The organism is Catenuloplanes nepalensis, assembly GCF_030811575.1.
GTDB classification, from domain to species: Bacteria; Actinomycetota; Actinomycetes; order Mycobacteriales; family Micromonosporaceae; genus Catenuloplanes; species Catenuloplanes nepalensis.
In genome coordinates this window covers 5511145-5537327 of sequence record NZ_JAUSRA010000001.1, presented here as the reverse complement: position 1 = coordinate 5537327, position 26183 = coordinate 5511145, and the positions used below count along the sequence as shown (strand labels likewise).

At 70.8% G+C, this 26183-nt stretch carries 26 protein-coding genes; 22 read left to right on the top strand and 4 right to left on the bottom strand.

Annotated elements, in window-relative coordinates:
* The first annotated feature begins 7 nt into the window (after positions 1 to 7).
* Genes ruvX through J2S43_RS23595 form a run of 3 tightly spaced genes read left to right on the top strand, consistent with a single transcriptional unit; the run spans position 8 to position 2474 of the window.
* Positions 8 to 463, top strand: coding sequence for a Holliday junction resolvase RuvX (gene ruvX, locus J2S43_RS23605; protein ID WP_306832671.1), 456 nt, complete (start codon positions 8 to 10; stop codon positions 461 to 463).
* Positions 463 to 1650, top strand: coding sequence for an endolytic transglycosylase MltG (gene mltG, locus J2S43_RS23600; protein WP_306832669.1), 1188 nt, complete (start codon positions 463 to 465; stop codon positions 1648 to 1650). Before ruvX ends, mltG begins: the two co-directional genes overlap by 1 nt.
* Positions 1647 to 2474: a shikimate dehydrogenase gene (locus tag J2S43_RS23595; protein WP_306832667.1), complete on the top strand. Its 828-nt coding sequence runs from the start codon at positions 1647 to 1649 to the stop codon at positions 2472 to 2474. Before mltG ends, J2S43_RS23595 begins: the two co-directional genes overlap by 4 nt.
* 49 nt (positions 2475 to 2523) lie before the next feature.
* On the opposite strand, the gene J2S43_RS23590 is transcribed toward J2S43_RS23595, so the two are convergent.
* On the bottom strand, positions 2524 to 2823 hold the full coding sequence (locus J2S43_RS23590) for a hypothetical protein (RefSeq protein ID WP_306832665.1): 300 nt from the start codon (positions 2821 to 2823) through the stop codon (positions 2524 to 2526).
* A 451-nt stretch (positions 2824 to 3274) separates the two neighbouring features.
* Here J2S43_RS23590 and J2S43_RS23585 point away from each other — a divergent pair, with 451 nt between their 5' ends.
* The gene (locus tag J2S43_RS23585; protein WP_306832663.1) at positions 3275 to 3886 is read left to right on the top strand and encodes a hypothetical protein; all 612 of its coding nucleotides are present in this window, start codon (positions 3275 to 3277) and stop codon (positions 3884 to 3886) included.
* 70 nt (positions 3887 to 3956) lie between these two features.
* On the opposite strand, the gene J2S43_RS23580 is transcribed toward J2S43_RS23585, so the two are convergent.
* Entirely contained in the window at positions 3957 to 5180 is a 1224-nt protein-coding gene (locus J2S43_RS23580) for a multidrug effflux MFS transporter (RefSeq protein WP_306832661.1), read from the bottom strand.
* Positions 5181 to 5259: 79 nt separating this feature from the next.
* On the opposite strand from J2S43_RS23580, the gene J2S43_RS23575 reads away from it, so the two are divergent.
* The 5 genes from J2S43_RS23575 (at position 5260) to aroQ (ending at position 9075) form a co-directional block, all read left to right on the top strand.
* Complete coding sequence (locus J2S43_RS23575) at positions 5260 to 5709, top strand: MarR family winged helix-turn-helix transcriptional regulator (RefSeq protein ID WP_306832659.1); 450 nt, start codon at positions 5260 to 5262, stop codon at positions 5707 to 5709.
* 90 nt (positions 5710 to 5799) lie between these two features.
* Positions 5800 to 6978, top strand: coding sequence for a chorismate synthase (gene aroC, locus J2S43_RS23570; protein ID WP_306832657.1), 1179 nt, complete (start codon positions 5800 to 5802; stop codon positions 6976 to 6978).
* Positions 6975 to 7478 (top strand): shikimate kinase, encoded by a 504-nt coding sequence (locus tag J2S43_RS23565; RefSeq protein ID WP_306832655.1) that lies wholly within the window; start codon positions 6975 to 6977, stop codon positions 7476 to 7478. The genes aroC and J2S43_RS23565 overlap by 4 nt, the downstream gene beginning before the upstream one ends.
* An 86-nt stretch (positions 7479 to 7564) precedes the next feature.
* On the top strand, positions 7565 to 8641 hold the full coding sequence (aroB, locus tag J2S43_RS23560; RefSeq protein WP_306839409.1) for a 3-dehydroquinate synthase: 1077 nt from the start codon (positions 7565 to 7567) through the stop codon (positions 8639 to 8641).
* Complete coding sequence (gene aroQ / locus J2S43_RS23555) at positions 8638 to 9075, top strand: type II 3-dehydroquinate dehydratase (protein WP_306832652.1); 438 nt, start codon at positions 8638 to 8640, stop codon at positions 9073 to 9075. Before aroB ends, aroQ begins: the two co-directional genes overlap by 4 nt.
* Before the next feature lie 42 nt (positions 9076 to 9117).
* On the opposite strand, the gene mptB is transcribed toward aroQ, so the two are convergent.
* Complete coding sequence (gene mptB, locus J2S43_RS23550; protein WP_306832651.1) at positions 9118 to 10644, bottom strand: polyprenol phosphomannose-dependent alpha 1,6 mannosyltransferase MptB; 1527 nt, start codon at positions 10642 to 10644, stop codon at positions 9118 to 9120.
* 226 nt (positions 10645 to 10870) lie between these two features.
* Between mptB and efp the strand changes: the two genes are divergently transcribed.
* Together efp and nusB are read left to right on the top strand one after the other, a co-directional pair.
* Positions 10871 to 11431 carry an elongation factor P gene (efp, locus tag J2S43_RS23545; protein WP_306832649.1) on the top strand — a complete coding sequence of 187 codons (561 nt, stop codon included), beginning with the start codon at positions 10871 to 10873 and terminating at the stop codon, positions 11429 to 11431.
* A gap of 23 nt (positions 11432 to 11454) precedes the next feature.
* Positions 11455 to 11865, top strand: coding sequence for a transcription antitermination factor NusB (nusB, locus tag J2S43_RS23540; protein WP_306832647.1), 411 nt, complete (start codon positions 11455 to 11457; stop codon positions 11863 to 11865).
* 1369 nt (positions 11866 to 13234) lie between these two features.
* Here the strand turns inward: nusB and bldD are convergent.
* The gene (gene bldD / locus J2S43_RS23535) at positions 13235 to 13723 is read right to left on the bottom strand and encodes a transcriptional regulator BldD (RefSeq protein WP_033341766.1); all 489 of its coding nucleotides are present in this window, start codon (positions 13721 to 13723) and stop codon (positions 13235 to 13237) included.
* Between the two features lie 326 nt (positions 13724 to 14049).
* On the opposite strand from bldD, the gene pyrR reads away from it, so the two are divergent.
* The 11 genes from pyrR to rpoZ all read left to right on the top strand — a co-directional run bounded on the left by pyrR (position 14050) and on the right by rpoZ (position 26181).
* On the top strand, positions 14050 to 14613 hold the full coding sequence (gene pyrR, locus J2S43_RS23530; protein WP_306832643.1) for a bifunctional pyr operon transcriptional regulator/uracil phosphoribosyltransferase PyrR: 564 nt from the start codon (positions 14050 to 14052) through the stop codon (positions 14611 to 14613).
* Positions 14610 to 15518 (top strand): aspartate carbamoyltransferase catalytic subunit, encoded by a 909-nt coding sequence (locus J2S43_RS23525; RefSeq protein ID WP_306832641.1) that lies wholly within the window; start codon positions 14610 to 14612, stop codon positions 15516 to 15518. Before pyrR ends, J2S43_RS23525 begins: the two co-directional genes overlap by 4 nt.
* Complete coding sequence (locus J2S43_RS23520) at positions 15519 to 16799, top strand: dihydroorotase (RefSeq protein WP_306832640.1); 1281 nt, start codon at positions 15519 to 15521, stop codon at positions 16797 to 16799. It begins immediately after the preceding gene.
* Positions 16796 to 17914: a glutamine-hydrolyzing carbamoyl-phosphate synthase small subunit gene (carA, locus tag J2S43_RS23515; RefSeq protein ID WP_306832638.1), complete on the top strand. Its 1119-nt coding sequence runs from the start codon at positions 16796 to 16798 to the stop codon at positions 17912 to 17914. The genes J2S43_RS23520 and carA overlap by 4 nt, the downstream gene beginning before the upstream one ends.
* On the top strand, positions 17907 to 21221 hold the full coding sequence (gene carB / locus J2S43_RS23510; protein ID WP_306832636.1) for a carbamoyl-phosphate synthase large subunit: 3315 nt from the start codon (positions 17907 to 17909) through the stop codon (positions 21219 to 21221). Before carA ends, carB begins: the two co-directional genes overlap by 8 nt.
* Positions 21221 to 22237, top strand: coding sequence for a quinone-dependent dihydroorotate dehydrogenase (locus J2S43_RS23505; RefSeq protein ID WP_370881778.1), 1017 nt, complete (start codon positions 21221 to 21223; stop codon positions 22235 to 22237). Before carB ends, J2S43_RS23505 begins: the two co-directional genes overlap by 1 nt.
* Positions 22234 to 23532: an adenosylmethionine--8-amino-7-oxononanoate transaminase gene (locus J2S43_RS23500; RefSeq protein ID WP_306832632.1), complete on the top strand. Its 1299-nt coding sequence runs from the start codon at positions 22234 to 22236 to the stop codon at positions 23530 to 23532. Before J2S43_RS23505 ends, J2S43_RS23500 begins: the two co-directional genes overlap by 4 nt.
* A 249-nt stretch (positions 23533 to 23781) precedes the next feature.
* Positions 23782 to 24621: an orotidine-5'-phosphate decarboxylase gene (gene pyrF / locus J2S43_RS23495; RefSeq protein WP_306832630.1), complete on the top strand. Its 840-nt coding sequence runs from the start codon at positions 23782 to 23784 to the stop codon at positions 24619 to 24621.
* 173 nt (positions 24622 to 24794) lie between these two features.
* Entirely contained in the window at positions 24795 to 25112 is a 318-nt protein-coding gene (gene mihF, locus J2S43_RS23490; protein ID WP_306832627.1) for an integration host factor, actinobacterial type, read from the top strand.
* Positions 25113 to 25208: 96 nt separating this feature from the next.
* A complete protein-coding gene (gene gmk, locus J2S43_RS23485) occupies positions 25209 to 25811 on the top strand; it encodes a guanylate kinase (RefSeq protein ID WP_306832625.1) in 603 nt (200 codons plus the stop codon).
* Positions 25812 to 25917: 106 nt separating this feature from the next.
* Entirely contained in the window at positions 25918 to 26181 is a 264-nt protein-coding gene (rpoZ, locus tag J2S43_RS23480) for a DNA-directed RNA polymerase subunit omega (RefSeq protein WP_033341757.1), read from the top strand.
* Positions 26182 to 26183: the final 2 nt, after the last annotated feature.

The following is a 26183-nucleotide window of genomic DNA, read 5'->3' as shown; positions in this document are numbered from 1 at the left end:
TGATCGCGTGACGTTCACTCGCGGAGTTCGCCTGGGCGTGGACGTGGGAGCAGTGCGTGTCGGGGTCGCGGTGTGCGACCCCGACGGCATCCTCGCCAGCCCGGTGGCGACCGTACCCCGTGACCAGAATGCGGCTGATGATGCTGTTCCGGGCGATATGGCGGAAGTTTCGCGCCTCGTCACGGAGCATGACGCGGTCGCGGTCGTCGTCGGTCTTCCCGTCGCCCTCAACGGGCGGGAAGGACCAGCGGCGACCCTGATCCGCACCTATGTCGAACGGCTGGAACGGGTGATCACCCCCGTACCCGTCGTTCTGGCGGACGAGCGGATGTCGACGGTGGTGGCTACCCGTAGGCTGTCCGAGCGAGGCGTTCGGGGGCGGCGTCAGCGTGCGGTCGTCGATCAGGCGGCCGCCGTGGAGATCCTGCAAGGCTGGCTGGACGCGCAGCGGAGGCGCAACTGATGCTGGACGACTTGGAAGCTGCGTTCGACGAGGAGGCCCCCCAGAAGGGGCGGCCACTCCATCGGCGCAAGAAGAAGCGTGGTGGTGGCGGCAAGTCGGCCATCGCCCTGGTCATGGTGTTGCTGATCTTCGGCGGTCTCGCCGGAGCCGGCTACTACGGATTCGACCGGGTGCGGAGCTACCTGACCACGCCCGACTACAGCGGCCCCGGCTCGGGCGAGGTGACGATCGAGGTCAAGAACGGTGACACCGCGACCGCGATCGGCAACACGCTTTACACGGTCGACGTGGTGGAGTCCGCCAAGGCCTTCATCGAGGCGGCCGACGCGAACCCGGACAGCAAGAACATCCAGGTCGGATTCTACAAGCTGAAGAAGCAGATGAAGGCGTCCGACGCGGTGCTGGCGCTGCTCGACCTGAAGAACCGGGTCTCCACCAAGGTCACGATCAAGGAGGGCTGGACGACCTTCCAGGTCTTCGACGAGCTCTCCAAGGCGACCGAGATACCGGTCGACGACTTCAAGGAGGCCGCGAAGGACCCGGAGGCGCTCGGCGTGCCGGACTTCTGGCTGACCCGCGGCGACGACAAGAAGGCGGAGAAGTCGATCGAGGGCTTCCTGTTCCCGGAGACCTACGACTTCGACCCCGGCCTGAACGCCGAGGAGACGCTGAAGGTGATGGTGCAGCACTTCCTGTCCGTCACCCAGGAGATCGACTTCGTGGCGAAGGCGGAGGCGCGGGACATCACGCCGTACGACGCGCTGATGGTGGCCTCGCTCTCGCAGGCCGAGGCCGGCATCGCGACCGACCTGCCCAAGGTCTCCCGGGTCGTCTACAACCGGCTCTACGTCGGCAGCCCCGAACTCGGCTGCAAGTGCCTGGAGTTCGACGTGACCATCAACTACGGTCACCAGCGCGAGGGCCGGGACGCCAAGGAGTCGAAGAACATCACCCAGGCGGAGCTGGACGACGCGTCCAACCCGTGGAACTCGCACCGCAACGAGGGCCTGCCGCTCAGCCCGATCAACAACCCCGGCAAGGCCGCGCTCGACGGCGCGGTCAACCCGACCGAGGGTAAGTGGATCTACTTCGTGGCGATCGACAAGAACGGCAACTCCGCGTTCGCCGAGACCTACGCCGAGCAGCAGGTCAACGAGCAGAAGGCCCGGGAGGCCGGGGTTCTGTGACGTCCCACCGCCGGGCGGCCGTTCTCGGCAAGCCGATCGCACACTCGCTCTCACCCGTGCTGCACAACGCCGGTTACACGGCCGCGGGCCTCACCGGCTGGGCGTACAGTGCGATCGAGTGCGCCGAGTCCGAGCTGCCCGGCCTGGTGGACGGCCTCGGGCCGGAGTGGCGCGGCCTGTCCGTGACCATGCCGCTCAAGGAGGTGGCGCTCACCGTCGCCGCGGCGGCCTCCCCGGCCGCCACCGCGCTCGGCGTCGCCAACACGCTGGTCCGCCGCGCGAACGGCTCCTGGTTCGCGGACAACACCGACGTGATCGGCATGGTCTCGGTGCTGCGCGCGGCCGGCATCACGGACGGCGCCGCGATCGCGCTGCTCGGCGGCGGAGGCACGGCCCGGGCCGCGCTCGGCGCCGCCGCCCGGCTGGGCAACGCCCCGGTCACGGTCTTCGTCCGCCGCCCCGAGGCCGGTGCCGAGCTGGCCCCGGTCGCGGACGCGCTCGGCATCCCGTTCCGGGTCGCGCCGTGGTCCGAGGCCGCCGCGCTCACCGACTACGACGTGGTCGTCTCCACGGTCCCGAAGGGCGCGGCCGACCACCTCGCCACCGGCCCGCACTGGCCGCCGTCCACGGTCTACTTCGACGTGGTCTACCACCCCTGGCCGACCCCGCTGGCCGCCTGGGCCGCCGCCGGGGGCTGCCCGGTCGTCTCCGGCCTCGACCTGCTGCACGCACAGGCGCTCGGCCAGTTCACCCAGTTCACCGGCGTGGACGCCCCGGCCGACGCGATGCGCGAAGCCCTCGACAAGGCAGTAGCCGGCGCGTAGAGCCACGTCCCGCGGCCCGGCAGGGAGTGCTTTCTAAGGTTCGCCAGACTCAGACTCGTTCCAGTTCCAGTTCCAGTTCCAGTTCCAGTTCCAGTTCCAGTTCCAGTTCCAGTTCCAGTTCCAGTTCCAGTTCCAGTTCCAGTTCCAGTTCCAGTTCCAGATCCAGATCCAGATCCAGATCCAGATCCAGATCCAGATCCAGATCCAGATCCAGATCCAGTTCCAGATCCAGTTCCAGTTCCAGTTCCGGTTCCGGTTCCAGATCTTCCCGCTTCCGGCGTGGTGCAGCCCGCATGCTCCCGCGGGCAAACGCTCGCGGCGGCCTCCGCCGCCGCTCCGGACGCCGCATCGGAGCCGGTTCTGTCGGTGGTCACTGAAAAACACGCGACTTCCGGCCGGTGCGGCCAGGCAGCGCGACTCGTGCCGGTCTTCGGTCGGTGTCGCGGCTGTTCAGTTTCGGCGAGAGTGGCGGGGTGCCGCAGCTGGTCGAGGGTGCGTTGGGCGCCCCGTGCCCGAAATCTCGCCACAAAGCGGTCGATCGCTGATCGCTTTCGCGGCGGAGGATCTTGCCTACCGCGAGCTCTTCCCCTGAGTGATCAATCAGTGGAGCAAAAGATAGGTCAACTTCGCTACTTGATCTATCTTTTGCTCCACTGATTGATCACTCAGGGGTGCCGGTGGCGTTCTACGGAGGCAGCGCCCGTCCGCGGGAAGGAATATGTCGAAATTTCGGGCACGGGGTTCGGAGACCGTAACCGTGCGCGGGGCTGCCGACTCGTAGTGGGCGAATCGCGCTGCCCGTGCTGCCCGTGCTGCCCGTGCTGGCCGCGCTGCCCGTGCTGGCCGCGCTGCCCGTGCTGGCCGCGCTGCCCGTGCTGCCCGCGCTGCCGCGCTGCCCGCGCTGCCGCGCTGCCCGCGCTGCCGCGCTGCCGTGCTGGCCGCGCTGCCGCGCTGCCGTGCTGGCCGCGCTGCCCGCGCCGCCGCGCTGCCGTGCTGGCCGTGCCACCGCGCTGCCGTGCTGGCCGCGCTGCCCGCGCCGCCGCGCTGCCGTGCTGGCCGTGCTGCCCGCGCCGCCGCGCTGCCGTGCTGGCCGTGCCACCGCGCTGCCGTGCTGGCCGCGCTGCCCGCGCCGCCGCGCTGCCGTGCTGGCCGTGCTGCCCGCGCCGCCGCGCTGCCGTGCTGGCCGTGCCACCGCGCTGCCGTGCTGGCCGCGCTGCCCGCGCCGCCGCGCCGCCGCGCTGCCGTGCTGCCGTGCTGGCCGCGCCGCCGCGCTGCCGCGCTGGCCGCGCTGCCGCGCTGGCCGCGCTGCCGCGCTGCCGTGCTGGCCGCGCTGCCGCGTTGTCCGTGCTGCCGCGTTGCCCGCGTTGCCGCACGGATTGTGGTGTGCGGGCGGTGCGGAGACTTGGAGGTGAGTCTGTGCTGGCTGTGGCCGTGCTGCCCGTGGCGTGTGTCGTGGGCGGGGAAGGAGGCGGGGTCGCTGGGCTAGGTGGGGGTGGGGCGGGAGCGGGTGACGGTGGCGACCGTGAGGAGGGAGAGGGTGGCGCAGACGGCGATGACCAGGGCCATGGGGACGGCGCTGGATTCGCCGCCGAGGCCGACCAGGGGAGCCGCTGCGGCGCCGATCAGGGTTTGGACGGTGCCGAGGAGTGCGGCGGACGTGCCGGCGCGGTTGCGGTGGCGGTCGAGGGCCAGGGCCGCGCTGTTCGGGTTGACCATGCCGATCGTGGCCATGAAGCAGAAGAGCAGGACGCAGACCGCGATCATGCTGTTCAGCGCGGACGCGGCGAGCAGTGCGGCGCCGGTGACCGCGCCGGCCGCGAGCGAGGTGACCAAGAGTTGCCGCGGCGACCAGCGGTCGAGCAGGCGGCCGTTGAGCTGGCTGGCCGCGACCAGGCCGACCGCGTTCACGCCGAACAGGATGCCGTAGGCGGCGGTGGACAGGCCGAACACGTCCTGTAGGACGAACGAGGAGCCGGAGAGGTACGCGAAGAGGCCGGCCATGGCGAGGCCGCCGGCCACGGCGTACCCGATGAAGATCTTGTCCTTGGCCAGCACGCGGGTGGTCTCGGCGACGTCGGCCAGGCCGCGGGTGCTGCGGCGCTCGGCCGGCAGCGTCTCCGGGAGCACGCGGATCACCGCGATCGTGATCAGGACCGCGACCGCGGCCAGGACTCCGAAGATGCCGCGCCAGTCGGTGAAGGTCAGGACCAGCGTGCCGAGGCTGGGGGCGAGCACGGGTGCCACGCCGAAGACGAGCGCGAGCTGGGAGAAGTACTTGGCGGCGGCCCTGCCGGAGTAGAGGTCGCCGACGACGGCGCGGGCCACGACCGTACCCATGCCGCCGGCGAAGCCCTGCGCGAAGCGCACCGCGGCCAGCGCACCGGTCGACGGCGCGAACGCGCACGCCACGCAGAGCAGCGCATACGCCACCATGCCGATGATCACGGGGGTACGGCGTCCGAGCCGGTCGCTGAGCGGCCCGGTGACCAGCTGGCCCACGGCCATGCCGACCATCAGCGTGGTGAGCGACAGCTGGACCTGGGACGGTGTGGCGTTCAGGTCCGCGGCGATCTCCGGGAACGCGGGCAGGTACATGTCGATCGACAGCGGGCCGATCGCGGTGAGCGTGCCGAGCAGCGCCACCAGGGCGAGCGCGCCTCGGCCGCGCGGCGGCGCCACGGCCGTGCCGACGGTGGTCCGTGCCACGCTGATACGTCCTTCCGGGAGAAAAGCTCTGTGGGCAGACTAGTTGCATAAATTCAATAAAAGACAGCGGGAGTACGCGATGAGCTCGGCGGATGAGATCAGCGACACGCTCGGACACCTGCACCAGGTGCTGCGCCGCGCGGCCACCCGGCGCGACGGTGACCGGCTGCCGGACGCGCAGGTCGAGCTGCTCCGGCTGGTCGAGCGGCAGCCCGGCATCCGCGTCCGGGACGCGGCCGAGGCGCTGCGCGCGGCACCGAACACGATCAGCACGCTGGTCGGCGACCTCGCGGACGCCGGACTGATCACGCGCGAACGCGAGCCCGCGAACCGGCGGCAGGTGCGGCTCGCGCTCACCGGCGAGGCGCGCCGCCGGATCGACGCCTACCAGGCGGAGCGTCGCGCGCTGGTCACGGACGCGCTCGACCGCCTCGGCGACGACGCCCGCGCCCGGATCGCCGCCGCCGTCCCCGACCTGCGCGCCCTCACCACACTGATCGCCACCGGCCCGCCGCCCGCCGACTCGTAGGCGCGGGTGGAGCCGAGCGCAGGTGCCCGGAGCATGGGACGGTGTGGCCAGCACGTGGGACCGGAACGGGGTCATGACAGACTGTGCGACGTGTTGCGCTGGCTGACCGCAGGTGAATCCCATGGCCCCGCCCTCGTCGCTCTGCTGGAGGGGGTCCCCGCCGGCGTGCGGGTGACGAGTGCCGACATCGGGAAGGAGCTCGCCCGCCGCCGCCTCGGCTACGGCCGGGGCGCCCGGATGGCGTTCGAGCAGGACGAGATCGAGATCATCGGCGGGCTCCGGCACGGCGTCACGCTGGGCAGCCCGGTCGCGATCCGGATCGGCAACTCCGAGTGGCCGAAGTGGCAGACCGTGATGGCGGCCGACCCGGTCGACCCGGAGGAGCTGGCCAGTCAGGCGCGCAACGCGCCGCTGACCCGCCCCCGGCCCGGCCACGCCGACCTGGCCGGCATGCAGAAGTACGGGCACACCGACGCCCGCCCGATCCTGGAGCGCGCCTCCGCGCGGGAGACGGCCGCGCGCGTCGCGGTCGGCACCGTGGCCAAGGCGATCATCGAGCAGACGCTCGGCATCCGGATCGTGTCGCACGTGGTCGAGCTCGGTTCGGTCGCGGCCAAGCCCGGCCTGCAGCCGCGCCCGGAGGACTTCGACCGGATCGACGCGGACCCGCTGCGCTGCCTCGACCCGGAGGCCTCCGCGCGGATGGTCGCGGAGGTGGACGCGGCGAAGAAGGACGCGGACACGCTCGGCGGCATCGTGGAGGTGCTGGCCTACGACGTACCCCCGGGTCTCGGGTCTCATGTGCAGTGGGACCGGAAGCTGGACGCGCGGCTGGCCACCGCGCTGATGTCGATCCAGGCGATCAAGGGCGTGGAGATCGGCGACGCGTGGCTGCAGGCCCGGTCGCGCGGCTCGGTCGCGCACGACGAGATCGCGCCGACCGCGACCGGCGTGAAGCGGCTCACCGACCGTGCGGGCGGTCTGGAGGGCGGCATCACCACCGGCGAGCCGCTGCGGGTGCGGGCCGCGATGAAGCCGATCTCGTCGCTCAACCGCGCGCTCTCCACGGTCGACGTGGTCACCGGCGAGGTCGCGACCGCGATCAACCAGCGCTCCGACGTCTGCGCGGTCCCGGCCGCCGCGGTCGTGGCGGAGGCGATGGTCGCGCTGGTGCTGGCCGAGGCCGCGACGGAGAAGTTCGGCGGCGACTCGGCCGACGAGATCCGCCGGAACCTGACCGGGTACGTCGACCACCTGATCATCCGGTGAGGCCGGCCTGCGTCCTCGTCGGCCTGATGGGTGCGGGGAAGACCACGATCGGCACCGCGCTGGCCGAGCGGCTCGGCGTCGAGTTCCGGGACACCGACCACGACGTGGAGGCGGTCGCGGGCAAGCCGGTGCCGGAGATCTTCATCGACGACGGTGAGGACCACTTCCGCGCGCTGGAGCGGGCGGCGGTCGCGACCGCGCTGGAGACGTTCGACGGCGTGCTGGCGCTCGGCGGCGGCGCGATCCTGGCCGAGGAGACCCGGGCCCGGCTGGCCGGCCACACCGTGGTCTTCCTGTCCGTGGACCTGACCGACGCGATCAAGCGGGTCGGCCTGGGCGCGGGCCGGCCGCTGCTGGCGATCAACCCCCGGGCGACGCTGCGGCACCTGATGTCGCAGCGCACGCCGCTCTACCGGGAGGTGGCCACGCACGTGGTGGTCACCGACGCCCGCGAGCCCGGCGAGGTCACCGAAGAGATCCTCACACTCCTGAAGCGCTGACCCGAGGTCGGTGATCCAGGCGGTGCGGCGCGCGGTGACCCGGGACGTGGTGCGTACTAGGCTCAGCGCCGATGAGTGAGCTGACTGTGACCGAGCCGACGCGGATCGACGTCGGCGGCGACAACCCCTATCAGGTGCTGGTCGGCCGGGACCTGCTCGGCGAGCTGCCCGCGCTGCTGACCGGCGCGGAGCAGGTCGCGCTGCTCTACGCCGGGCCGCTCAAGGCGCACGCCGACGCGCTGGCCGCATCGCTCGACGCCGCGGGCTTCCGGACGCTGCCGATCGAGGTGCCGGACGCGGAGGACGGCAAGAGCATCGGCGTCGCGGCCGGCTGCTGGGACGCGCTCGGCGCGAACGGGTTCACCCGCAGCGACGTGGTGATCGGCCTCGGTGGCGGCGCGGTGACCGACCTGGCCGGTTTCGTGGCCGCGGCGTGGCTGCGCGGCGTGCGCTGGGTGCCGGTGTCCACCTCGCTGCTCGGCATGGTGGACGCCGCGGTCGGCGGCAAGACCGGCGTGAACACCGCGGCCGGCAAGAACCTGGTCGGCGCGTTCCACCCGCCGGCCGGCGTGCTCTGCGACCTGGCGACGCTGGACACGCTCCCGCACGCCGACCTGGTCGCCGGCCTGGCCGAGGTGGTCAAGTGCGGGTTCATCGCGGACCCGGCGATCCTGGACCTGGTCGAGGCCGATCCGGCCGCGGCGCAGGACCCGGCCTCGCCCGCGCTGCGTGAGCTGGTCGAGCGCGCGATCCGGGTGAAGGCGCACGTGGTCACGCACGACCTGCGCGAGTCCGGGCTGCGCGAGTTCCTCAACTACGGGCACACGCTGGCGCACGCGATCGAGAAGGTCGAGCACTACCGCTGGCGGCACGGGCACGCGGTCTCGGTCGGGCTGATCTACGCGGCCGCGCTCTCGGTCGCCACCGGGCATCTCGGCGCGGACGTCGCGGCCCGGCACCGTGCGGTGCTGGCCTCGCTGGGCCTGCCGGTCGCCTACGAGGCGGACGCGTGGCCCGCGCTGCTCGCCGCGATGCGGGTGGACAAGAAGGCCCGCGGCAGCACACTCCGCTTCGTGGTGCTGGACGGCCTGGGCAGCCCCGCGATCCTGACCGGGCCGGCCGACGACGTGCTCGAGGCCGCCTACCGCGAGGTGATCGCGTGACGCGGGTGCTGGTGCTCAACGGCCCCAACCTGGGCCGGCTCGGCAAGCGTCAGGTCGACGTCTACGGGCTCACGTCGTACGACGATCTGGTGGGCTTCTGCGTGGACTCCGGCCGGGAGATCGGCCTGGAGGTGGAGGTCCGGCAGACCGACGCGGAGCACGAGATGCTGGCCTGGCTCTACGAGGCGGCGGACAGCGGGATTCCCGTCGTGCTCAACGCGGGCGCCTGGACGCACTACAACATCGCGGTCCGGGACGCCTGCGCGATGCTCACCGCGCCGCTGGTCGAGGTGCACATCTCCAACATCCACAAGCGCGAGGAGTTCCGGCACCACTCGGTGATCTCCGCGGTCGCCGGCGGCGTCATCGCGGGCCTCGGCATCGAGGGTTACCGGCTCGCGCTGCGCTACGTCGCGACCACCAAAGATCAATAGCCGTCGCCGGTACGCCTCTCGGCGTACCGGCGAAGGATCTTGTCAGGCGACGGTCTCGGCCGGGATCGGACGCTCGCGGTAGACCGGCTCGGCCCGCTCCACCGCGGGCTCCCGGCGCGGCAGCCACCACAGCAGCACCGCGCCCGTGGCCACCAGCACCAGCGCGCCGCCGACCAGCCCGAGCGTCACGTCCGCGGCCGAGGCCGGCCCACCGGTCGGCACGACCAGCACGGCCAGCAGCGCGCTGCCCAGCGCCACCCAGCGCCGCATCGGGCTGTCCACCGCATGCGGCGCGCCCGCCGCCACCAGCACGACGCCCCACAGCAGGTACCACGGGTGCACGACCGGGCCGAGCAGCACCACCGCGAGCAGCCCCAGGCCGAGCGCGTAGACCGGGCCGAGCACGCGGGCCCGCACCCAGACCAGCAGCCCGCAGCCGACCGCGGCCGCAAGTCCCACGCCGCGCCAGAACGGCACCGCGTGATGGGCCACCCCGGAACCGATCGCGTCCAGCAGCTGCGCGGTCACCGTACCGGCGGTGGTGCTCGCGGACATCCAGTTGTGCACCACCGCGGGCGTGTCCAGCGCGCCGATCCAGCCGACGCCGGTGCCGGCCAGCGCGTGCACCACGATCGCGGCCGCGGCCGCGACCAGCACGGTCAGCGGCGCGGTCCGCAGGAAGGCCAGGATCGGCCAGCGCTCCCGCTCCACCGGCGTCCGCTGGGTGCGCTGCGCCCACAGCAGCGCACAGAACGGCAGCGCCAGCGCGGCCGGCACCTTCACCAGCGCGGCCAGCGTCACCAGCGTCACGCCCAGCACCGGCCAGATCGCCCCGGGCCGGCGGGAGACCATGGCGGCCAGCCCTGCGGCCAACAGGCCCAGCATCAGTGCGTCGTTGTGCGCCCCCGCCACCAAGTGCGTCAGGACCAGCGGGTTCAGCACGCCGAGCCAGAGCGCGGCGCCGGGCGAGACGCCCAGCCGGCGGGCCAGCACCGGCACCGCGAACGCCAGCAGCGCCACGCCGGCCACCGCGACCAGGCGCATGCCGAAGACGCCGGCGATCACGTGCGTGCCGGTCAGCGTGGTGATCACCGCGGCCACGGCCAGGAACAGCGGACCGTACGGCGCGGGGGTGTGCTGCCAGATCTCCGGCACCTCGGACGCGAGCGGGCCGCCCAGGCTGGACGGGCCGTACAGGTAGACGTCCAGCCCCTGCGCGAACATCTTGCCCTGCGCGAGGTAGCTGTAGACGTCCCGGCTGAACAGCGGCGGCGCCACCACCAGCGGCGCCGCCCAGAGGCCGAGCGTGATCTGCAGCGAGCGCGCGGCCGGGTTCTCCGCACCCAGCCGCCACCAGGCGACCACGAGCAGAGCCAGCCCGGCGTACGCCACGATCAGGCCGAGCCCGACCAGGCTGGCGCGCTCGGCCGCCTGTTGATAGGGCAGCGCTCCCGCCGTGGTTCCGCCGAGGGCGAGCATCACGGCGCCGGCGAAGCCGAGCCATCGGGGCACGCCACCGATCATGATCGGCCGGGTGGCGAGGCGGGTGGTCGGCAAGCTGCGCGACACGCGATCACGCACGCTGTTCGGCAGGCTGGAGGCAGTCGGCACGCCCGCAACTTGCCAGTAACGGGTGTCTATTCGGCGACGAGGAGGTAACGATTGATTGATCGTCACACGGTTTCCGCCTGATGGCAGGCCCGGGAGGCGGTGGGGCAGGCGCGCCGGTAGACTGAGCTATTGTCCGCGATCGCAGTGCCGGTTTCACACACACGGCTTCACACCAAGGCAGGAAATGGCGACCACCAACGACCTCAAGAACGGCCTGGTCCTCAACCTCGACAAGGAGCTGTGGTCCGTCGTCGAGTTCCAGCACGTGAAGCCCGGCAAGGGTCCGGCCTTCGTGCGCACCAAGCTGAAGAGCGTGATGTCCGGCAAGGTGGTCGACAAGACCTTCAACGCCGGCACCAAGGTCGAGACGGCGACGGTCGACAAGCGGACCATGCAGTACCTCTACCTCGACGGTGAGGACTACGTGTTCATGGACCACACGGACACGTTCGAGCAGTTCCACGTGCCGGGCGCGGTCGTCGGCTCCAACTCCGACTTCCTGCTGCCCGAGGCCGAGGTCACGGTCGCGTTCCACGAGGGCGCCCCGCTCTACGTCGAGCTGCCCACCTCGGTGTTCCTCGAGGTGACCTACACCGAGCCGGGCCTGCAGGGCGACCGCTCCACCGGCGGCACCAAGCCCGCCACCGTGGAGACCGGCGCGACGGTCCAGGTGCCGCTCTTCATCACCACCGGCGAGAAGATCAAGGTCGACACCCGCGACGGCCGCTACCTCGGCCGCTCCTAATGGCGGAGGGTCCGAAGCAGTCGATGCCCGCTCGCCGCAAGGCGCGCAAGCGGGCGCTCGACGTCCTCTACGAGGCCGACCTGCGTGATCTCCCGCCCGTCGAGGTCATGGCGAGCTACCTCGAGCGCATCGAGCAGCCGCGCCCGGACCACATCGGCTACACGATCCACCTGGTCGAGGGCATCGCCGCACACCTCGACCGGATCGACGAGCTGCTGTCCAGCTACGCCGAAGGCTGGACGCTCGGCCGCATGCCGGTCGTCGACCGCAACCTGGCGCGAATCGCGGTCTACGAGCTCCTCTACGCGGACGACATAGACGACGCCGTCGCCATCTCCGAGGCCGTCGAACTCGCCCGCCAGATGTCCACCGACGATTCGCCCCGCTTCCTCAACGGCATCCTCGGCCGCATCGCCGAGTACGCCACTCGCTGAAGCAACCCGCAAGCCCCGGAAAGCCCGCCTGGCCATCGAGCCGGGCGGGCTTCCGTCCTTTCGACCACCGGTACTCCGGCGGCCGGATCAAGGGACGCGCCCTGCGGGAGGCGGGCGTGCGGGCGGGGGGCGTGCGTGCGGGCGGGGGCGTGCGTGCGGGCGGCGGGCGTGCGTGCGGGCGGGGGCGTGCGGGCGGCGGGCGTGCGTGCGGGCGGCGGGCGTGCGGGCGGCGGGCGTGCGGGCGGGCGGCGGGCGGGCGTGCGGGCGGCGGGCGTGCGGGCGGCGGGCGTGCGGGCGGGCTGGTCGAGGGCGACGCCCTGCGGGTGCTGGAGCAAGGCAGGTCAAGGTCGGCCTCCGGCGGGCCTCGGGTTCCGGGGAAGGGCGTGGGTCTCGGCGGCGTGGGGTCCGTTGGCCCGGCTGTCTTTTCGTGGGTGGCAGGGTTGGGTTTCGTGGGCCTGGCTCCCCGTATGCCGTCTTCCAGGACAAGCCGAGCAGATCATCGGCAGGGCCGCCAGCTTTGGGCTGGGTCGGCATGGTCGGCGCCGGGGGCGCCGTCCTTGCCCGGGCTGCGGTTGCGTGGTGGGTGGCGGCCCTGCCGATGATCTGCACGCCAAGGGTGGTCGACGGCATACGGGGCAGCCAGGCGGCGGCGGTCTGCGCTGGGAGCGCGATCAGAAGATCAAAACCGGCCTTGCCGCCCAAAGAAGTCGATCACGTGTCGCAAATCGTTGGTTTCCGGCGCTCAGAACAACGATTTGCGACACGTGATCGTCTTGACGTCGGTCTTTGTCGCGATATTTCGGGCAGGGGGCCGACGCGAGTGAGATGAGGTTCTCTTCTCGATCGCTGGAGTTGATGAGGTTCGGCGGCAGAAGTGCGCGGCAGCCACTCATTTGTGCGTTGGTTCTGCGCAGAGGACTTGTTCGCGGGTCGCGACTTGGTTGTTCGCAGGTCGCGGGATTTGCAGTTGCAGGCCGCGGCTTTTGCTCGTGTTTTCTGGATGTTCGTGGGCTGCGGCTGGTGCGGGTCGAGCGCTCGCAGGCTGCGGCCCGTGCGGATCGAGCACTCGCGGGCTGCGGATCGAGCGTTCGCGGGCTGCGGCTCTTGACTCGCCGGAACGGGAGAGCGGCCAACCCCGGCCAGCCGGTCACGAAAACAGGAAAACCGCGCAGCGGATGTCTGCGCGGTGGGCCGGGGCGCTCTGCGTAGCGATGCGCGGCGCGGTGGGCCGGAAGCGTGAGGGGGGTGGAGTATGCGGTCGGCGGAGGGGAGCCGGCCGGTTTGGCGGTGCAGTCGGGGCGGGCGGTCCGTGCTGGGTCGGGGCACGGGCCGCCCGGAGCTGATGGGGCCGGGAGCGGCCTAAAGCGCCTTAGGAGGCGAAGAAGGCGCGCGGGTCGGCGACCAGCACGCCGGCCTCGGTGAGGCGCTCGATCAGGCCGGAGGGGGAGATGTCGTAGACGATGGCGAGCGCGCGCAGGTCGTCGGCCCTTATGGAGAGGACCCGGCCGTTGTAGTCGCCGCGCTGCTGCTGGATCGCGCGGGCGTAACGGGCGACGTACGCGAGGTCCTCGCCGGCCTCGTCGTAGAGCTTCTCGAGGTCGAGGACGATCTTGTTGGTCGGCTCGTGCCGGATGCCGCTGCCGTCGGGCAGCAGCTCGGAGACCGGCACCCGGTAGAAGTCGGCCAGCTCGGCCAGGCGAGAGACGGTCACCGCACGGTCGCCGCGCTCGTAGGAGCCGACGACGACGGCCTTCCAGCGCCCGTTCGACTTCTCCTCCACCCCCTGCAGGGAGAGACCCTGCTGCTGGCGGATAGAGCGCAGGCGGGCGCCCAAAGACTTGGCGTACTCAGAGGGCATCAGGACACTCCAGTGCTGGCGTGGGCTTCGACCCACCGCGCGATCGCTACGCTGCGTGACGGTACGTCGCTAAAGACACGCGGTCAAGTGGCGATTACGGTCCAGTTGGCGAGATCATAGGACTTGACCGGTTTTTCGCTTTCCTGAGTCGGCAGTCAGTCAGATCACTCCCAGGTCAACCGGAGTGACGTGTGGGAACACTGGTAACGTAGCGTGCTGACCGGCGCAGACATCCTTTAACGACCCGTCCAGTGAGGCGGGGAAGGAGGTCCCACGTGGCGTTGCATGACGCTGCCCCAGACCAGCTGAAGACAGCCCCAGACCAGGTGAGATCAGGCCCAGAGAAGACCAAACCGGGCAAAGTGATCCTCACCGACACGGACGTCCAACGGGTCGTCGACCGGATCGCCCATCAGATCCTGGAGAAGACCGAGGGTGCGCGGGACACCGTGCTGTTCGGGATTCCCACGCGGGGCGTACCGCTGGCGCGGCGGCTCTCCGCCCGAATTCACGCTTTCGAGGGTATCGACGTGCCCGTGGGCATCCTCGACGTCACGCTCTACCGCGACGATCTCCGGCTGAAGGCGGCCCGCGCGCTCGGGCCCACGGACGTGCCCGCGGGCGGCGTCGACGGCCGCCGGGTGATCCTCGTCGACGACGTGCTCTTCTCCGGCCGCACGGTCCGGGCCGCGCTGGACGCGCTCGGCGACCTCGGCCGGCCCTCCTCGGTGCAGCTCGCGGTGCTGGTCGACCGCGGCCACCGGGAGCTGCCGATCCGCGCCGACTACGTCGGCAAGAACATCCCGACCGCGCTGAGTGAGAGCGTCAAGGTCGCGCTCGCCGAGATCGACGGCACGGACGAGGTCAAGCTGTACGGGGGCGACGCATGATCCGGCACCTGCGCGAGGCGGGCGACCTGGACGCGGAGAACGCCACGCTGATCCTGGACACCGCGCGCGAGCTGGCCCGGCTGACCGGTGGTCGCGAGGTGAAGAAGCTGCCGACGCTGCGCGGCCGGACCGTGGTGAACCTCTTCTACGAGGACTCCACGCGTACCCGGATCAGCTTCGAAGCGGCCGCGAAGCGGCTCTCCGCCGACGTGATCAACTTTTCGGCCAAGGGTTCCAGCGTCTCCAAGGGTGAGAGCCTGAAGGACACCGCGCTGACGTTGCAGGCGATGGGCGCGGACGCGGTGGTGATCCGGCACGGCGCGTCCGGCGCCCCGCACCGGCTGGCGAACTGGGTGGACGGCTCCGTGGTGAACGCCGGTGACGGCACGCACGAGCACCCGACGCAGGCGCTGCTGGACGCGTTCACCATGCGCGAGCGGCTCGGCCGGCTGTCCGGGCTGAACGTCACGATCGTCGGCGACGTGCTGCACAGCCGCGTGGCCCGGTCGAACGTGGTGCTGCTCTCCACGCTCGGCGCCAAGGTCACGGTCGTCGGCCCGCCCACGCTCATTCCGCGGGACATCGCGAACGCCACCGTCTGCTACGACCTGGACGCGGTGCTGCCGGCCAGCGACGTGGTGATGATGCTGCGTGTGCAGACCGAGCGGATGAACGCGTCCTACTTTCCGTCCGCCCGGGAGTACAGCCGCCGCTACGGCATGGACGGCGCGCGCCTGCGCCGGCTGCCGGAGCACGCGATCGTCATGCACCCCGGCCCGATGAACCGGGGCATGGAGATCTCGCCCGAGGTGGCGGACTCGCCCCGGTCCACGATCGTCGAACAGGTCGCCAACGGCGTGAGCGTCCGGATGGCCGTCCTCTACCTGCTGCTCGGAGGAAAGTAAGTGGCGTACCTGATCAAGAACGTCAGCGTCCTCGGTGGCGCGCCGCGTGATCTTCTGGTGGACGGCGAGGTGATCAAGGAGCACAACGGCGAAGAAGCCACGATCATCGACGGTACGGGTCTGGTCGCGCTTCCCGGCCTCGTCGACCTGCACACCCACCTGCGCGAGCCCGGCCGCGAGGACGCGGAGACCGTGGAGACCGGTTCCCGGGCCGCGGCGCTCGGCGGCTACACCGCGGTCTGCGCGATGGCGAACACCTCCCCGGTCGCGGACACGGCCGGCGTGGTCGAGCAGGTCTGGCGGCTCGGCCGCGAGGCGGGGCTGGTCGACGTGCAGCCGATCGGCGCGGTCACGGTCGGCCTGGCCGGCGAGCGACTGGCCGAGCTGGGCGCGATGGCCGACTCCGCCGCCACCGTCCGGATCTTCTCCGACGACGGCCACTGCGTCGCGGACCCGCGGCTGATGCGCCGGGCACTCGAATACGTGAAGGCGTTCGACGGCGTGATCGCGCAGCACGCGGAGGAGCCGCGGCTCACCGAGGGCGCGCAGATGCACGAGGGCGAGGTCGCCACCCGGCTCGGCCTGACCGGCTGGCCCGCGGTCGCTGAGGAGGCGATCATCGCGCGCGACGTGCTGCTGGCCGAGCACGTCGGCTCCCGCCTGCACGTCTGCCACCTCTCCACGGCCGGCAGCGTCGAGGTGGTCCGGCAGGCCAAGGCGCGCGGGGTCCGGGTCACGGCCGAGGTCACGCCGCACCACCTGGTGCTCACGCACGACCGCGCGGAGAGCTACGACCCGGTGTTCAAGGTCAACCCGCCGCTGCGTACCCCCGATGATGTGAAGGCTCTTCGGGCCGCGCTCGCGGAGGGCATCATCGACATCGTGGCCACCGATCACGCGCCGCACGCGGTGGAGGACAAGGAGTGCGAGTGGGCGTACGCGCGCCCCGGCATGGTCGGTCTGGAGACCGCGCTCTCGGTGGTGCTGTCCACCGGGTCCTTGGAGAAGGACGGCACGATCGACTGGGACCTGATCGCGGAGCGCATGTCGCGCACGCCGGCCCGGATCGCCGGGCTGACCGAGCACGGGCACGACCCGCTGCCGGGCGCGCCGGCCACGTTCACGCTGGTGGACCCGGCCGCGACCCGGACCGTGGTGCCCACGGAGACGGCCAGCCGCAGCACGAACAACCCCTATGCGGGCATGAGCCTGCCCGGACGGATCGTCGCCACGTTCCTGCGCGGCGAGCCGACGGTACTGGACGGAAAGGCAGCGAAGTGAGGAAGCCAGCCATATTGGTCCTGGAGGACGGCCGCGCGTTTCGCGGCGAGTCCTACGGCGCGGAGGGGGAGACGTTCGGCGAGGCGGTCTTCACCACCGGCATGACCGGTTACCAGGAGACGCTGACCGACCCGTCGTTCCACCGCCAGGTCGTGGTGCAGACCGCGCCGCACATCGGCAACACCGGGGTCAACGGCGAGGACGACGAGTCGTCCAAGATCTGGGTCGCGGGGTACGTGGTGCGCGACCCCGCCCGGATCGGCTCGAACTGGCGCGCGACCGGCGGACTGGGCGAGCGCCTGGCCACCGAGGGCGTGGTCGGGATCTCCGGCATCGACACCCGCGCGCTCACCCGCCACCTGCGCGAACGCGGCGCGATGCGGGTCGGCATCTCCACGGTCGACCTGGACCCGGCGTCGCTGCAGGCCCGGGTGAAGGCCCAGCCGGAGATGCTCGGCGCGGACCTGTCCGCCGAGGTGACCACCTCTCAGGCCTACACGGTGCAGGCCGAGGGCGAGCACCGGTTCACGGTCGCCGCCGTCGACCTGGGCATCAAGGCGAACGTGGCCCGCCGGCTCGCGGCCCGCGGCGTCACCACGCACATCATGCCGGCCACCTCGACGCTGGAGGAGTTGCTGGCGGTGTCGCCGGACGCGGTCTTCTTCTCGCCCGGCCCCGGCGACCCGGCCACCGCGGACCACCCGGTCGCACTGGCCCGCGCGGTCATGTCGAAGAAGGTGCCGCTGTTCGGCATCTGCTTCGGCAGCCAGATCCTCGGCCGCGCGCTCGGCTTCGAGACCTACAAGCTGGGGTACGGCCATCGCGGCATCAACCAGCCGGTGCTGGACCGGACGACCGGCAAGGTCGAGGTCACGTCGCACAACCACGGGTTCGCCGTGCAGGCGCCGCTCGACACCGTGATCGACACCGACTTCGGCGGCGTCGAAGTCAGTCATGTCTGCCTGAACGACAACGTGGTCGAGGGCTTGCGGGCACTTGAGGTGCCCGCCTTCACCGTCCAGTACCACCCCGAGGCGGCGGCCGGCACGCACGATGCCGACTACCTCTTCGATCGGTTTGTCGAGCTTGTCGAGGGGCGTAAGGCCAATGCCTAAAAGGGACGATCTGAAGCACATCCTGGTCATCGGGTCCGGCCCGATCGTGATCGGGCAGGCCTGCGAGTTCGACTACTCCGGCACCCAGGCCTGCCGTGTGCTGCGCAGCGAGGGCATCCGGGTCAGCCTGGTCAACTCGAACCCCGCCACGATCATGACGGACCCGGAGTTCGCGGACGCCACCTACGTCGAGCCGATCACGCCGGAGTTCGTCGAGCTGGTCATCGCGAAGGAGCGCCCGGACGCGATCCTGCCGACGCTCGGCGGCCAGACCGCGCTCAACACCGCGGTCGCGCTGCACGAGAACGGCGTGCTGGAGAAGTACGGCGTGGAGCTGATCGGCGCGAACATCGACGCCATCCAGCGCGGCGAGGACCGGCAGCTGTTCAAGGAGATCGTCGCCAAGGCCGGCGCCGAGACCCCGCGCAGCCGCGTCTGCAAGTCGATGGACGAGGTCCGCGCGACCGTGGCCGAGCTGGGCCTGCCGGTCGTGGTCCGCCCGTCGTTCACCATGGGCGGCCTCGGCTCCGGCATGCCGCACACCGACGAGGACCTGGAGCGCATCGCCGGCGCCGGTCTCGCCGCCTCCCCGGTGCACGAGGTGCTGATCGAGGAGAGCGTGCTCGGCTGGAAGGAGTACGAGCTCGAGCTGATGCGCGACCGCAACGACAACGTGGTGGTCGTCTGCTCGATCGAGAACATCGATCCGATGGGCGTGCACACCGGCGACTCGGTCACGGTCGCGCCGGCCATGACGCTGACCGACCGGGAGTACCAGAAGCTGCGCGACGTCGGCATCGCGGTGCTGCGCGAGGTCGGCGTGGACACCGGCGGCTGCAACATCCAGTTCGCGATCAACCCGGCCGACGGGCGCCTGGTCGTGATCGAGATGAACCCGCGCGTGTCCCGCTCGTCCGCGCTGGCGTCGAAGGCGACCGGCTTCCCGATCGCGAAGATCGCGGCGAAGCTGGCCATCGGCTACACGCTGGACGAGATCCCGAACGACATCACCAAGGAGACGCCGGCCGCGTTCGAGCCCGCGCTGGACTACGTGGTGGTGAAGATCCCGCGCTTCGCGTTCGAGAAGTTCCCCGGCGCGGACGCGGAGCTGACCACCACGATGAAGTCGGTCGGCGAGGCGATGAGCCTGGGCCGCAACTTCACCGAGGCGCTGAACAAGGCGATGCGCTCGATGGAGACGAAGTCCGGCGGCTTCTGGACCACGCCCGATCCCACGGATGATCTCGACGCAACGTTGACCGCGCTCAAGATCCCGCACGACGGCCGTCTCTACACGGTGGAGCGGGCTCTGCGGCTGGGCGCCACGATCGAGCAGGTGCACGAGGCCAGCGGCGGCATCGACCCGTGGTTCCTGGACCAGATCGTCTCGCTGCTGGAGCTGCGCGCCGAGATCGAGGCCGCGCCGGTGCTGGACGAGACGCTGCTGCGGGCCGCCAAGCGGGCCGGGCTCTCCGACCGGCAGATCGCCGCGATCCGGCCCGAGCTGGCCGGTGAGGACGGCGTGCGCACGCTGCGCCACCGGCTCGGCCTGCGCCCGGTCTACAAGACGGTCGACACCTGCGCGGCCGAGTTCGCCGCGAAGACGCCGTACCACTACTCGACCTACGACGAGGAGACCGAGGTCGAGCCGTCGGACCGGCCCAAGGTGCTGATCCTCGGCTCCGGGCCGAACCGGATCGGCCAGGGCATCGAGTTCGACTACTCCTGTGTGCACGCGGTGATGGCGCTGCGTGGGGCCGGCTTCGAGACCGTGATGGTCAACTGCAACCCGGAGACGGTCTCCACCGACTACGACACCGCGGACCGGCTCTACTTCGAGCCGCTCACGTTCGAGGACGTGCTGGAGGTCTTCCACTCCGAGGACACCTCCGGAAAGGCCGCGGGCGGTCCCGGTGTGATCGGCGTGGTCGTGCAGCTCGGCGGCCAGACGCCGCTCGGCCTGGCGCAGCGGCTGAAGAACGCGGGCGTGCCGATCGTCGGCACCACGCCGGAGTCGATCCACCTGGCCGAGCACCGCGGCGCGTTCGGCGCGGTGCTGGCCAAGGCCGGGCTGCGCGCGCCGGACCACGGCACCGCGGTCAGCTTCGACGACGCCAAGGCGATCGCGGACGAGATCGGTTACCCGGTCCTGGTCCGGCCGTCGTACGTGCTCGGCGGGCGCGGCATGGAGATCGTCTACGACGAGCCCACGCTGGCCGACTACATCGGACGGTCGACCGAGATCTCCGAGGACCACCCGGTGCTGGTCGACCGGTTCCTGGACGACGCGATCGAGATCGACGTGGACGCGCTCTGCGACGCGGACGGCGAGGTCTACCTCGGCGGCGTGATGGAGCACATCGAGGAGGCCGGCATCCACTCCGGCGACTCCTCCTGCGTGCTGCCGCCGATGACGCTGGCCGGCCCGCACCTGGAGCAGGTCCGCCGCTACACCGTGGAGATCGCGCGCGGCGTCGGCGTGCGCGGGCTGCTCAACGTGCAGTACGCGCTCAAGGACGACGTGCTCTACGTGCTGGAGGCGAACCCGCGCGCGTCCCGGACCGTCCCGTTCGTCTCCAAGGCCACCGCGGTGCCGCTGGCCAAGGCCGCCGCCCGGATCATGCTCGGCGCCACCATCGCGGACCTGCGCAAGGAAGGGCTGCTGCCGGCCGAGGGCGACGGCGGGCACCTGCCGGACAACGCGCCGATCGCGGTCAAGGAGGCGGTGCTGCCGTTCAAGCGGTTCCGCACGCCGGCCGGCAAGGGCGTGGACAGCCTGCTCGGCCCGGAGATGAAGTCGACCGGCGAGGTGATGGGCATCGACACCGGTTTCGGCCAGGCGTTCGCGAAGTCGCAGGCCGGCGCGTACGGCTCGCTGCCCACCTCCGGCAAGGTCTTCGTCTCCGTCGCCAACCGGGACAAGCGCGGCATGATCTTCCCGATCAAGCGGCTGGCCGACCTCGGCTTCGAGATCATCACGACCGCGGGCACCGGCGAGGTGCTCAAGCGGTACGGGATCCCGTGCGAGGTCGTGCCGAAGCACTACGAGGGCCCGGGGACGAACGCGGTCGAGCTGATCTCGCGCGGGGAGATCACGCTGGTGATCAACACGCCGCAGGGCTCGGGTGCGCACGCGCGCTCGGACGGCTACGAGATCCGCAGCGCCGCGGTGACCGCGGACATCCCGTGCATCACCACGGTGCCGGGCGCGTCCGCCGCGGTGATGGGCATCGAGGCCACGATCAACGGCCAGATGCAGGTACGGCCGCTCCAGGACCTGCATGCCGCATTGAAGGCGGCCCAGTGATCTGGGAGCAGTTCGCGCGTCCCGCCCTCTTCCGGATCGGGGGCGGGGACGCGGAGACCGCGCACGAGTGGACGCTGCACCGGCTGGCGCGGTTGTCCTCCGTACCCTCGGCGTTGTCTGTTCTGATCAAGAAGTATGGAACCGACAACCCGGTCGAGGTGTTCGGCGTGCGATTCCCGAACCCGGTCGGGCTCGCGGCCGGCATGGACAAGAACGGGATCGCGCTGCCGGCGTGGCCCGCGCTCGGCTTCGGCTTCGTCGAGGCCGGCACCGTGACCGCGCTGGCCCAGCCGGGCAACGAGAAGCCGCGCGTGTTCCGGCTGCGCGAGTCCGCCGCGATCATCAACCGGATGGGCTTCAACAACGAGGGCGCGGCGGCGCTGGCCGAACGGCTCGCCGCGCTCCCGGATCGCCTCCCGGTCCCGCTCGGCATCTCGTTGGGCAAGTCCAAGGTCACGCCGCTCTCGGGCGCGGTCGAGGACTACCTGACCTCGCTGCGCGCGCTCGGAAAGCACGCGGACTACATCGCGGTGAACGTCTCCTCGCCGAACACGCCGGGCCTGCGCGCGTTGCAGGGGCGGGAGCACCTGGATGAGCTGCTCGGCGCGCTGGTCAAGGAGGCGGACGGGCTGCCCGTACTCGTGAAGATCGCTCCTGATCTGACCGACGGCGCGATCGGCGAGGCGCTGGGAGTCTGCGCGGACACCGGCGTGGCCGGGGTCATCGCGACCAACACCACGCTGGCCCGCAACGGCCTGGCCCCGGCGGATCTGTTTCGGCTGGAGGAGACCGGCGGGCTGTCCGGCCGTCCACTCACGACACGGGCGCGCGAGGTGGTGTCGTTCGTGCACCGGGAGACCGGCGGGCGCCTGCCGATCATCGGCGTCGGCGGGATCATGACGCCGGACGACGCGGCCCGGATGTTCGACGCGGGCGCCGCGCTGATCCAGCTCTACTCCGGATTCATCTACGGCGGGCCCGCGCTCGTGCGAGCCGCGGCCTCGGTCCGGCGATGACCACGCCGGACGAGCTGCTGCGGCTGGACCGGGCGCACGTCTGGCACCCCTACGGCCCGATGCCCGGCCGCTCCGAGCCCTTCGTGGTCTCGGAGGCGGCCGGCGCGGTGCTCACGCTCGCGGACGGCCGAGAGCTGATCGACGGCATGTCCAGCTGGTGGTCCGCGATCCACGGCTACCGGCACCCGGTGCTGGACGAGGCCGTGCGCGACCAGCTCGGCCGGATGAGCCACGTCATGTTCGGCGGGCTCACCCACGAACCCGCGGTCACGCTGGCCCGCTCGCTGGTCGAGCTGACGCCGGACGGGCTGGAGCACGTGTTCCTCTGCGACTCCGGCTCGGTCAGCGTCGAGGTCGCGATCAAGATGGCGTTGCAGTACCAGCGCGGCGTGGGCCGGCCGGAGCGGCAGCGGCTGGCGACGTGGCGCGGTGGCTATCACGGCGACACCTGGAACCCGATGAGCGTGACCGACCCGGACGGCGGCATGCACGCGCTGTGGACCGGCGTGCTGCCCCGGCAGGTCTTCGCGCCGCCACCACCGGGTGGTTTCGGCTCCCCGATCGAGGGGTCCTATGCGGACTCACTCGTTCGCATGGTGGAGGAGCACGCGGACGAGCTGGCCGCGGTGATCGTCGAGCCGGTGGTGCAGGGCGCGGGCGGGATGCGTTTTCACAACCCGGGCTACCTGCGGATCCTGCGGGAGGTCACGGCGCGGCACGGAATTCTGCTGATCTTCGACGAGATCGCGACCGGCTTCGGGCGCACCGGCACGTTCTTCGCCGCCGATCACGCGGGCGTCGCGCCGGACGTGATGTGCGTGGGGAAGGCGCTGACCGGCGGCTACCTGACGCTGGCGGCGGCGCTGTGCACGGGCGAGGTGGCGCGCGCCATTTCGGACGGCGAGGGCGGCGGGCTGGCGCACGGGCCTACGTTCATGGGCAACCCGCTGGCCTGCGCGGTCGCGAACGCCTCCATCGCGCTCCTGCGAGGTCAGGACTGGCCGGGGCGGGTCAGGCAGCTCGCGCAGGGGCTCACGGCCGTTCTGGAGCCACTCAGTGGGTTTGCGGGGGTTCGTGACGTGCGTGTGCTCGGCGCGATCGGCGTGGTGCAGCTCGACCGGCCGGTGGACATGCATCGTGCGACTTCCGCGGCCGCGGCGGAGGGCGTGTGGCTGCGGCCGTTCCGGGACCTGATCTACACGATGCCGCCGTATGTCAGCACGGACGCGCAGATCGTCCAGATCGGACGCGGCATCACCGCCGCGGTCTCCGCGCAGGCGCTCCCCGTCCCGTGATCGGTTGCGGCAGGTCCGTGATCGAGGCGTCATTCACGTCGCTCCAACGGCTCGGATGAGCCTCGATCACGGGGTTGGGCGGGGCCTTGCACGTGCGGATGGGCGTGCAAGTGCTTGTGACGGAAAATCAAGACCCCCGATCGGGGGTACGGCGGCTAATTCGCCTGTCGGTTATCGGACTAAAACACGATTTAGTGGCAGCAATGCGACGTGGCCGCTCCGCGCGGCCCGAGGAGAGGGGCGTGCCCTGTGGAGACCTTCGGGGCCCGGCTGGACCGGATCACGGCCGAGCGCGGCCCGCTGTGCGTGGGAATCGACCCGCACGCGGGTCTGCTGGAGCGATGGGGTCTGAGCAACGATGTGGACGGTCTGGCGCGGTTCAGCGAGACCGTGGTGGAGGCGCTCGCGGACCGGGTCGCGGTGTTCAAGCCCCAATCGGCTTTTTACGAACAATTCGGATCTAAGGGACTCGCCGTCCTGGAGTCAATTATCCGACAGTTACGCGAGGCCGGAGCGCTTGTCCTGCTGGACGTGAAGCGTGGTGACATCGGCTCGACGGTCGCGGCGTACGCGGCCGCGTACCTTGACCCATCCAGCCCGCTCTATGTCGACGCGATCACCGCCAGCCCGTTCCTCGGCGTCGGATCGCTGGCTCCGATGTTCGACCTGGCGGCGAAGAATGGCGGCGGCGTTTTTGTTCTGGCGCTCACGTCGAATCCGGAGGGCGGTTCCGTTCAGCGTGCGGTCGCCGCGGACGGGCGGACCGTCGCACAAACCGTGATCGACGAGATTTCCCAGCTCAACGCGGGTGCGGCGCCGATCGGAAGCATGGGTCTCGTCGTGGGCGCCACGGTGGGTGACACCGGACATGATCTCTCTGGAGTGAACGGTCCGCTGCTCGCGCCGGGTCTCGGGGCTCAGGGTGGTACCGCTCGGGACCTACGCACCGTGTTCGGCTCCGCGATCGGCTCGGTGCTTCCGTCGTACTCCCGTGAAGTTCTCGGAAAGGGTCCGGAAACCGCCGGGCTGCGCGCCGCCGCGGACCGTGCGCTGGACGAGGTTCGGGCGGCATTGTCCGCCGCCGGCTGAGTAATTGCCTAGTCACGTTTAGTCGATCATGGTGTGGCCACGTTGCCGAATGCGGCGCTGACCGCTAGTTTTCCCCGCGCTGGGAACCACATGCCCCTTTGGTTCCTGGTCACACCACGTTTCACAGAGCGCCGGTAGTGGATGCCGGCGCGTAAGGGACCTGAGGAGAACTGGTGCCGCTCCCGTCACTGAGCCCCGAACAGCGTGCTGCCGCGCTGGAGAAGGCTGCTGAGATCCGTAAGGCTCGTGCTCAGCTCAAGGAGGAGCTCAAGCAGGGCAAGACGACCCTCGCTTCCGTGCTCGACCGTGCGGAGGGCGACGACGTCGTCGGCAAGCTGAAGGTTTCGGCCGTCCTCCAGGCGCTGCCGGGCATCGGCAAGATCCGTGCCACCCAGATCATGGAGAAGCTCAAGATCGCCGAGAGCCGTCGCCTTCGTGGCCTCGGCGAGCAGCAGCGTAAGGCTCTGCTCGCGGAGTTCGCGTCGAACTGACCGCGGAATCTGCTCCGTGTGGGGCTGCTGGACTCCGGGAATCCGGGGTTCGCTGCAGGCCCGCACGGGGCACCGTGTAGGAATTAGCTTGTGAGCATGAGTGACGACGCCCGCCCGCCAGCCCGGCTCACCGTCCTCTCCGGCCCGTCAGGGGTCGGCAAGGACAGCGTGATCGAGCTGATCCGTCTGCGTGCGCCATGGATCTGGTTGTCGGTCTCGGCCACCACCCGGCGCATGCGCGACTACGAGGTCGAGGGCGAGCACTACTTCTTCGTCGACCGCCCCGAGTTCGAGCGGTTGCGCGTCGGCGATCAGCTGCTGGAGTGGGCCGAGTTCGCCGGCAACCTCTACGGCACGCCCCGCGGCCCGGTCGAGGCCCGGCTGCGCGAGGGCGCACCCGTGCTGCTGAAGATCGACCTTCAGGGCGCGCGGCAGGTCAAGGCCGCGATGCCCGACGCCCAGCTGGTCTTCCTGGCCCCGCCCTCGGTCGAGGAGCTGCGCCGCCGCCTGATCGGGCGCGGCACGGACGACGAGGAGACGATCCGCCGTCGGCTGGCCCACGCGGACGAGGAGCTGGCCGCGCAGTCGCTGTTCGACGTGACCATCGTCAACGACTACGTCGAGCGTGCGGCGGACGAGCTGGTAGGGTTGCTCAGTTCGCCGGTCTTGACACCGGCTGAGCCGCAGCCGCAAGCTTGATCGTTTATCACCGGATCTTCTGTCGCGACGCTTGATCCTCTGTCACGACGCTGATCCTCTGTCACGACGCTGATCTTCTGTCACGACCCGAGGGGTTCGAAACACCGTGGGAATCATCGCTGACCCGCAAGGCATCACCAGCCCGCCCATCGACGAGCTGCTGGAGAAGACCACCTCCAAGTACGCGCTCGTCATCTTCGCCGCGAAGCGCGCCCGCCAGGTGAACGCGTACTACAGCCAGCTCGGCGAGGGCCTCCTGGAGTACGTCGGGCCGCTGGTCGAGACCACGCCGCAGGAGAAGCCGCTCTCCATCGCGATGCGCGAGATCAACTCCGGCCTGCTCACGGCCGAGCCGACCGACGCGCCGTAACC

Excerpts from the sequence above, each read along its gene's own strand:
- mltG (WP_306832669.1), top strand. The coding sequence starts at position 463 with ATGCTGGACGACTTGGAAGCTGCGTTCGACGAGGAGGCCCCCCAGAAG.
- J2S43_RS23590 (WP_306832665.1), bottom strand. The coding sequence starts at position 2,823 with ATGCGGCGTCCGGAGCGGCGGCGGAGGCCGCCGCGAGCGTTTGCCCGC.
- J2S43_RS23575 (WP_306832659.1), top strand. The coding sequence starts at position 5,260 with ATGAGCTCGGCGGATGAGATCAGCGACACGCTCGGACACCTGCACCAG.
- efp (WP_306832649.1), top strand. The coding sequence starts at position 10,871 with ATGGCGACCACCAACGACCTCAAGAACGGCCTGGTCCTCAACCTCGAC.
- nusB (WP_306832647.1), top strand. The coding sequence starts at position 11,455 with ATGCCCGCTCGCCGCAAGGCGCGCAAGCGGGCGCTCGACGTCCTCTAC.
- bldD (WP_033341766.1), bottom strand. The coding sequence starts at position 13,723 with ATGCCCTCTGAGTACGCCAAGTCTTTGGGCGCCCGCCTGCGCTCTATC.
- J2S43_RS23525 (WP_306832641.1), top strand. The coding sequence starts at position 14,610 with ATGATCCGGCACCTGCGCGAGGCGGGCGACCTGGACGCGGAGAACGCC.
- carB (WP_306832636.1), top strand. The coding sequence starts at position 17,907 with ATGCCTAAAAGGGACGATCTGAAGCACATCCTGGTCATCGGGTCCGGC.
- J2S43_RS23500 (WP_306832632.1), top strand. The coding sequence starts at position 22,234 with ATGACCACGCCGGACGAGCTGCTGCGGCTGGACCGGGCGCACGTCTGG.
- gmk (WP_306832625.1), top strand. The coding sequence starts at position 25,209 with ATGAGTGACGACGCCCGCCCGCCAGCCCGGCTCACCGTCCTCTCCGGC.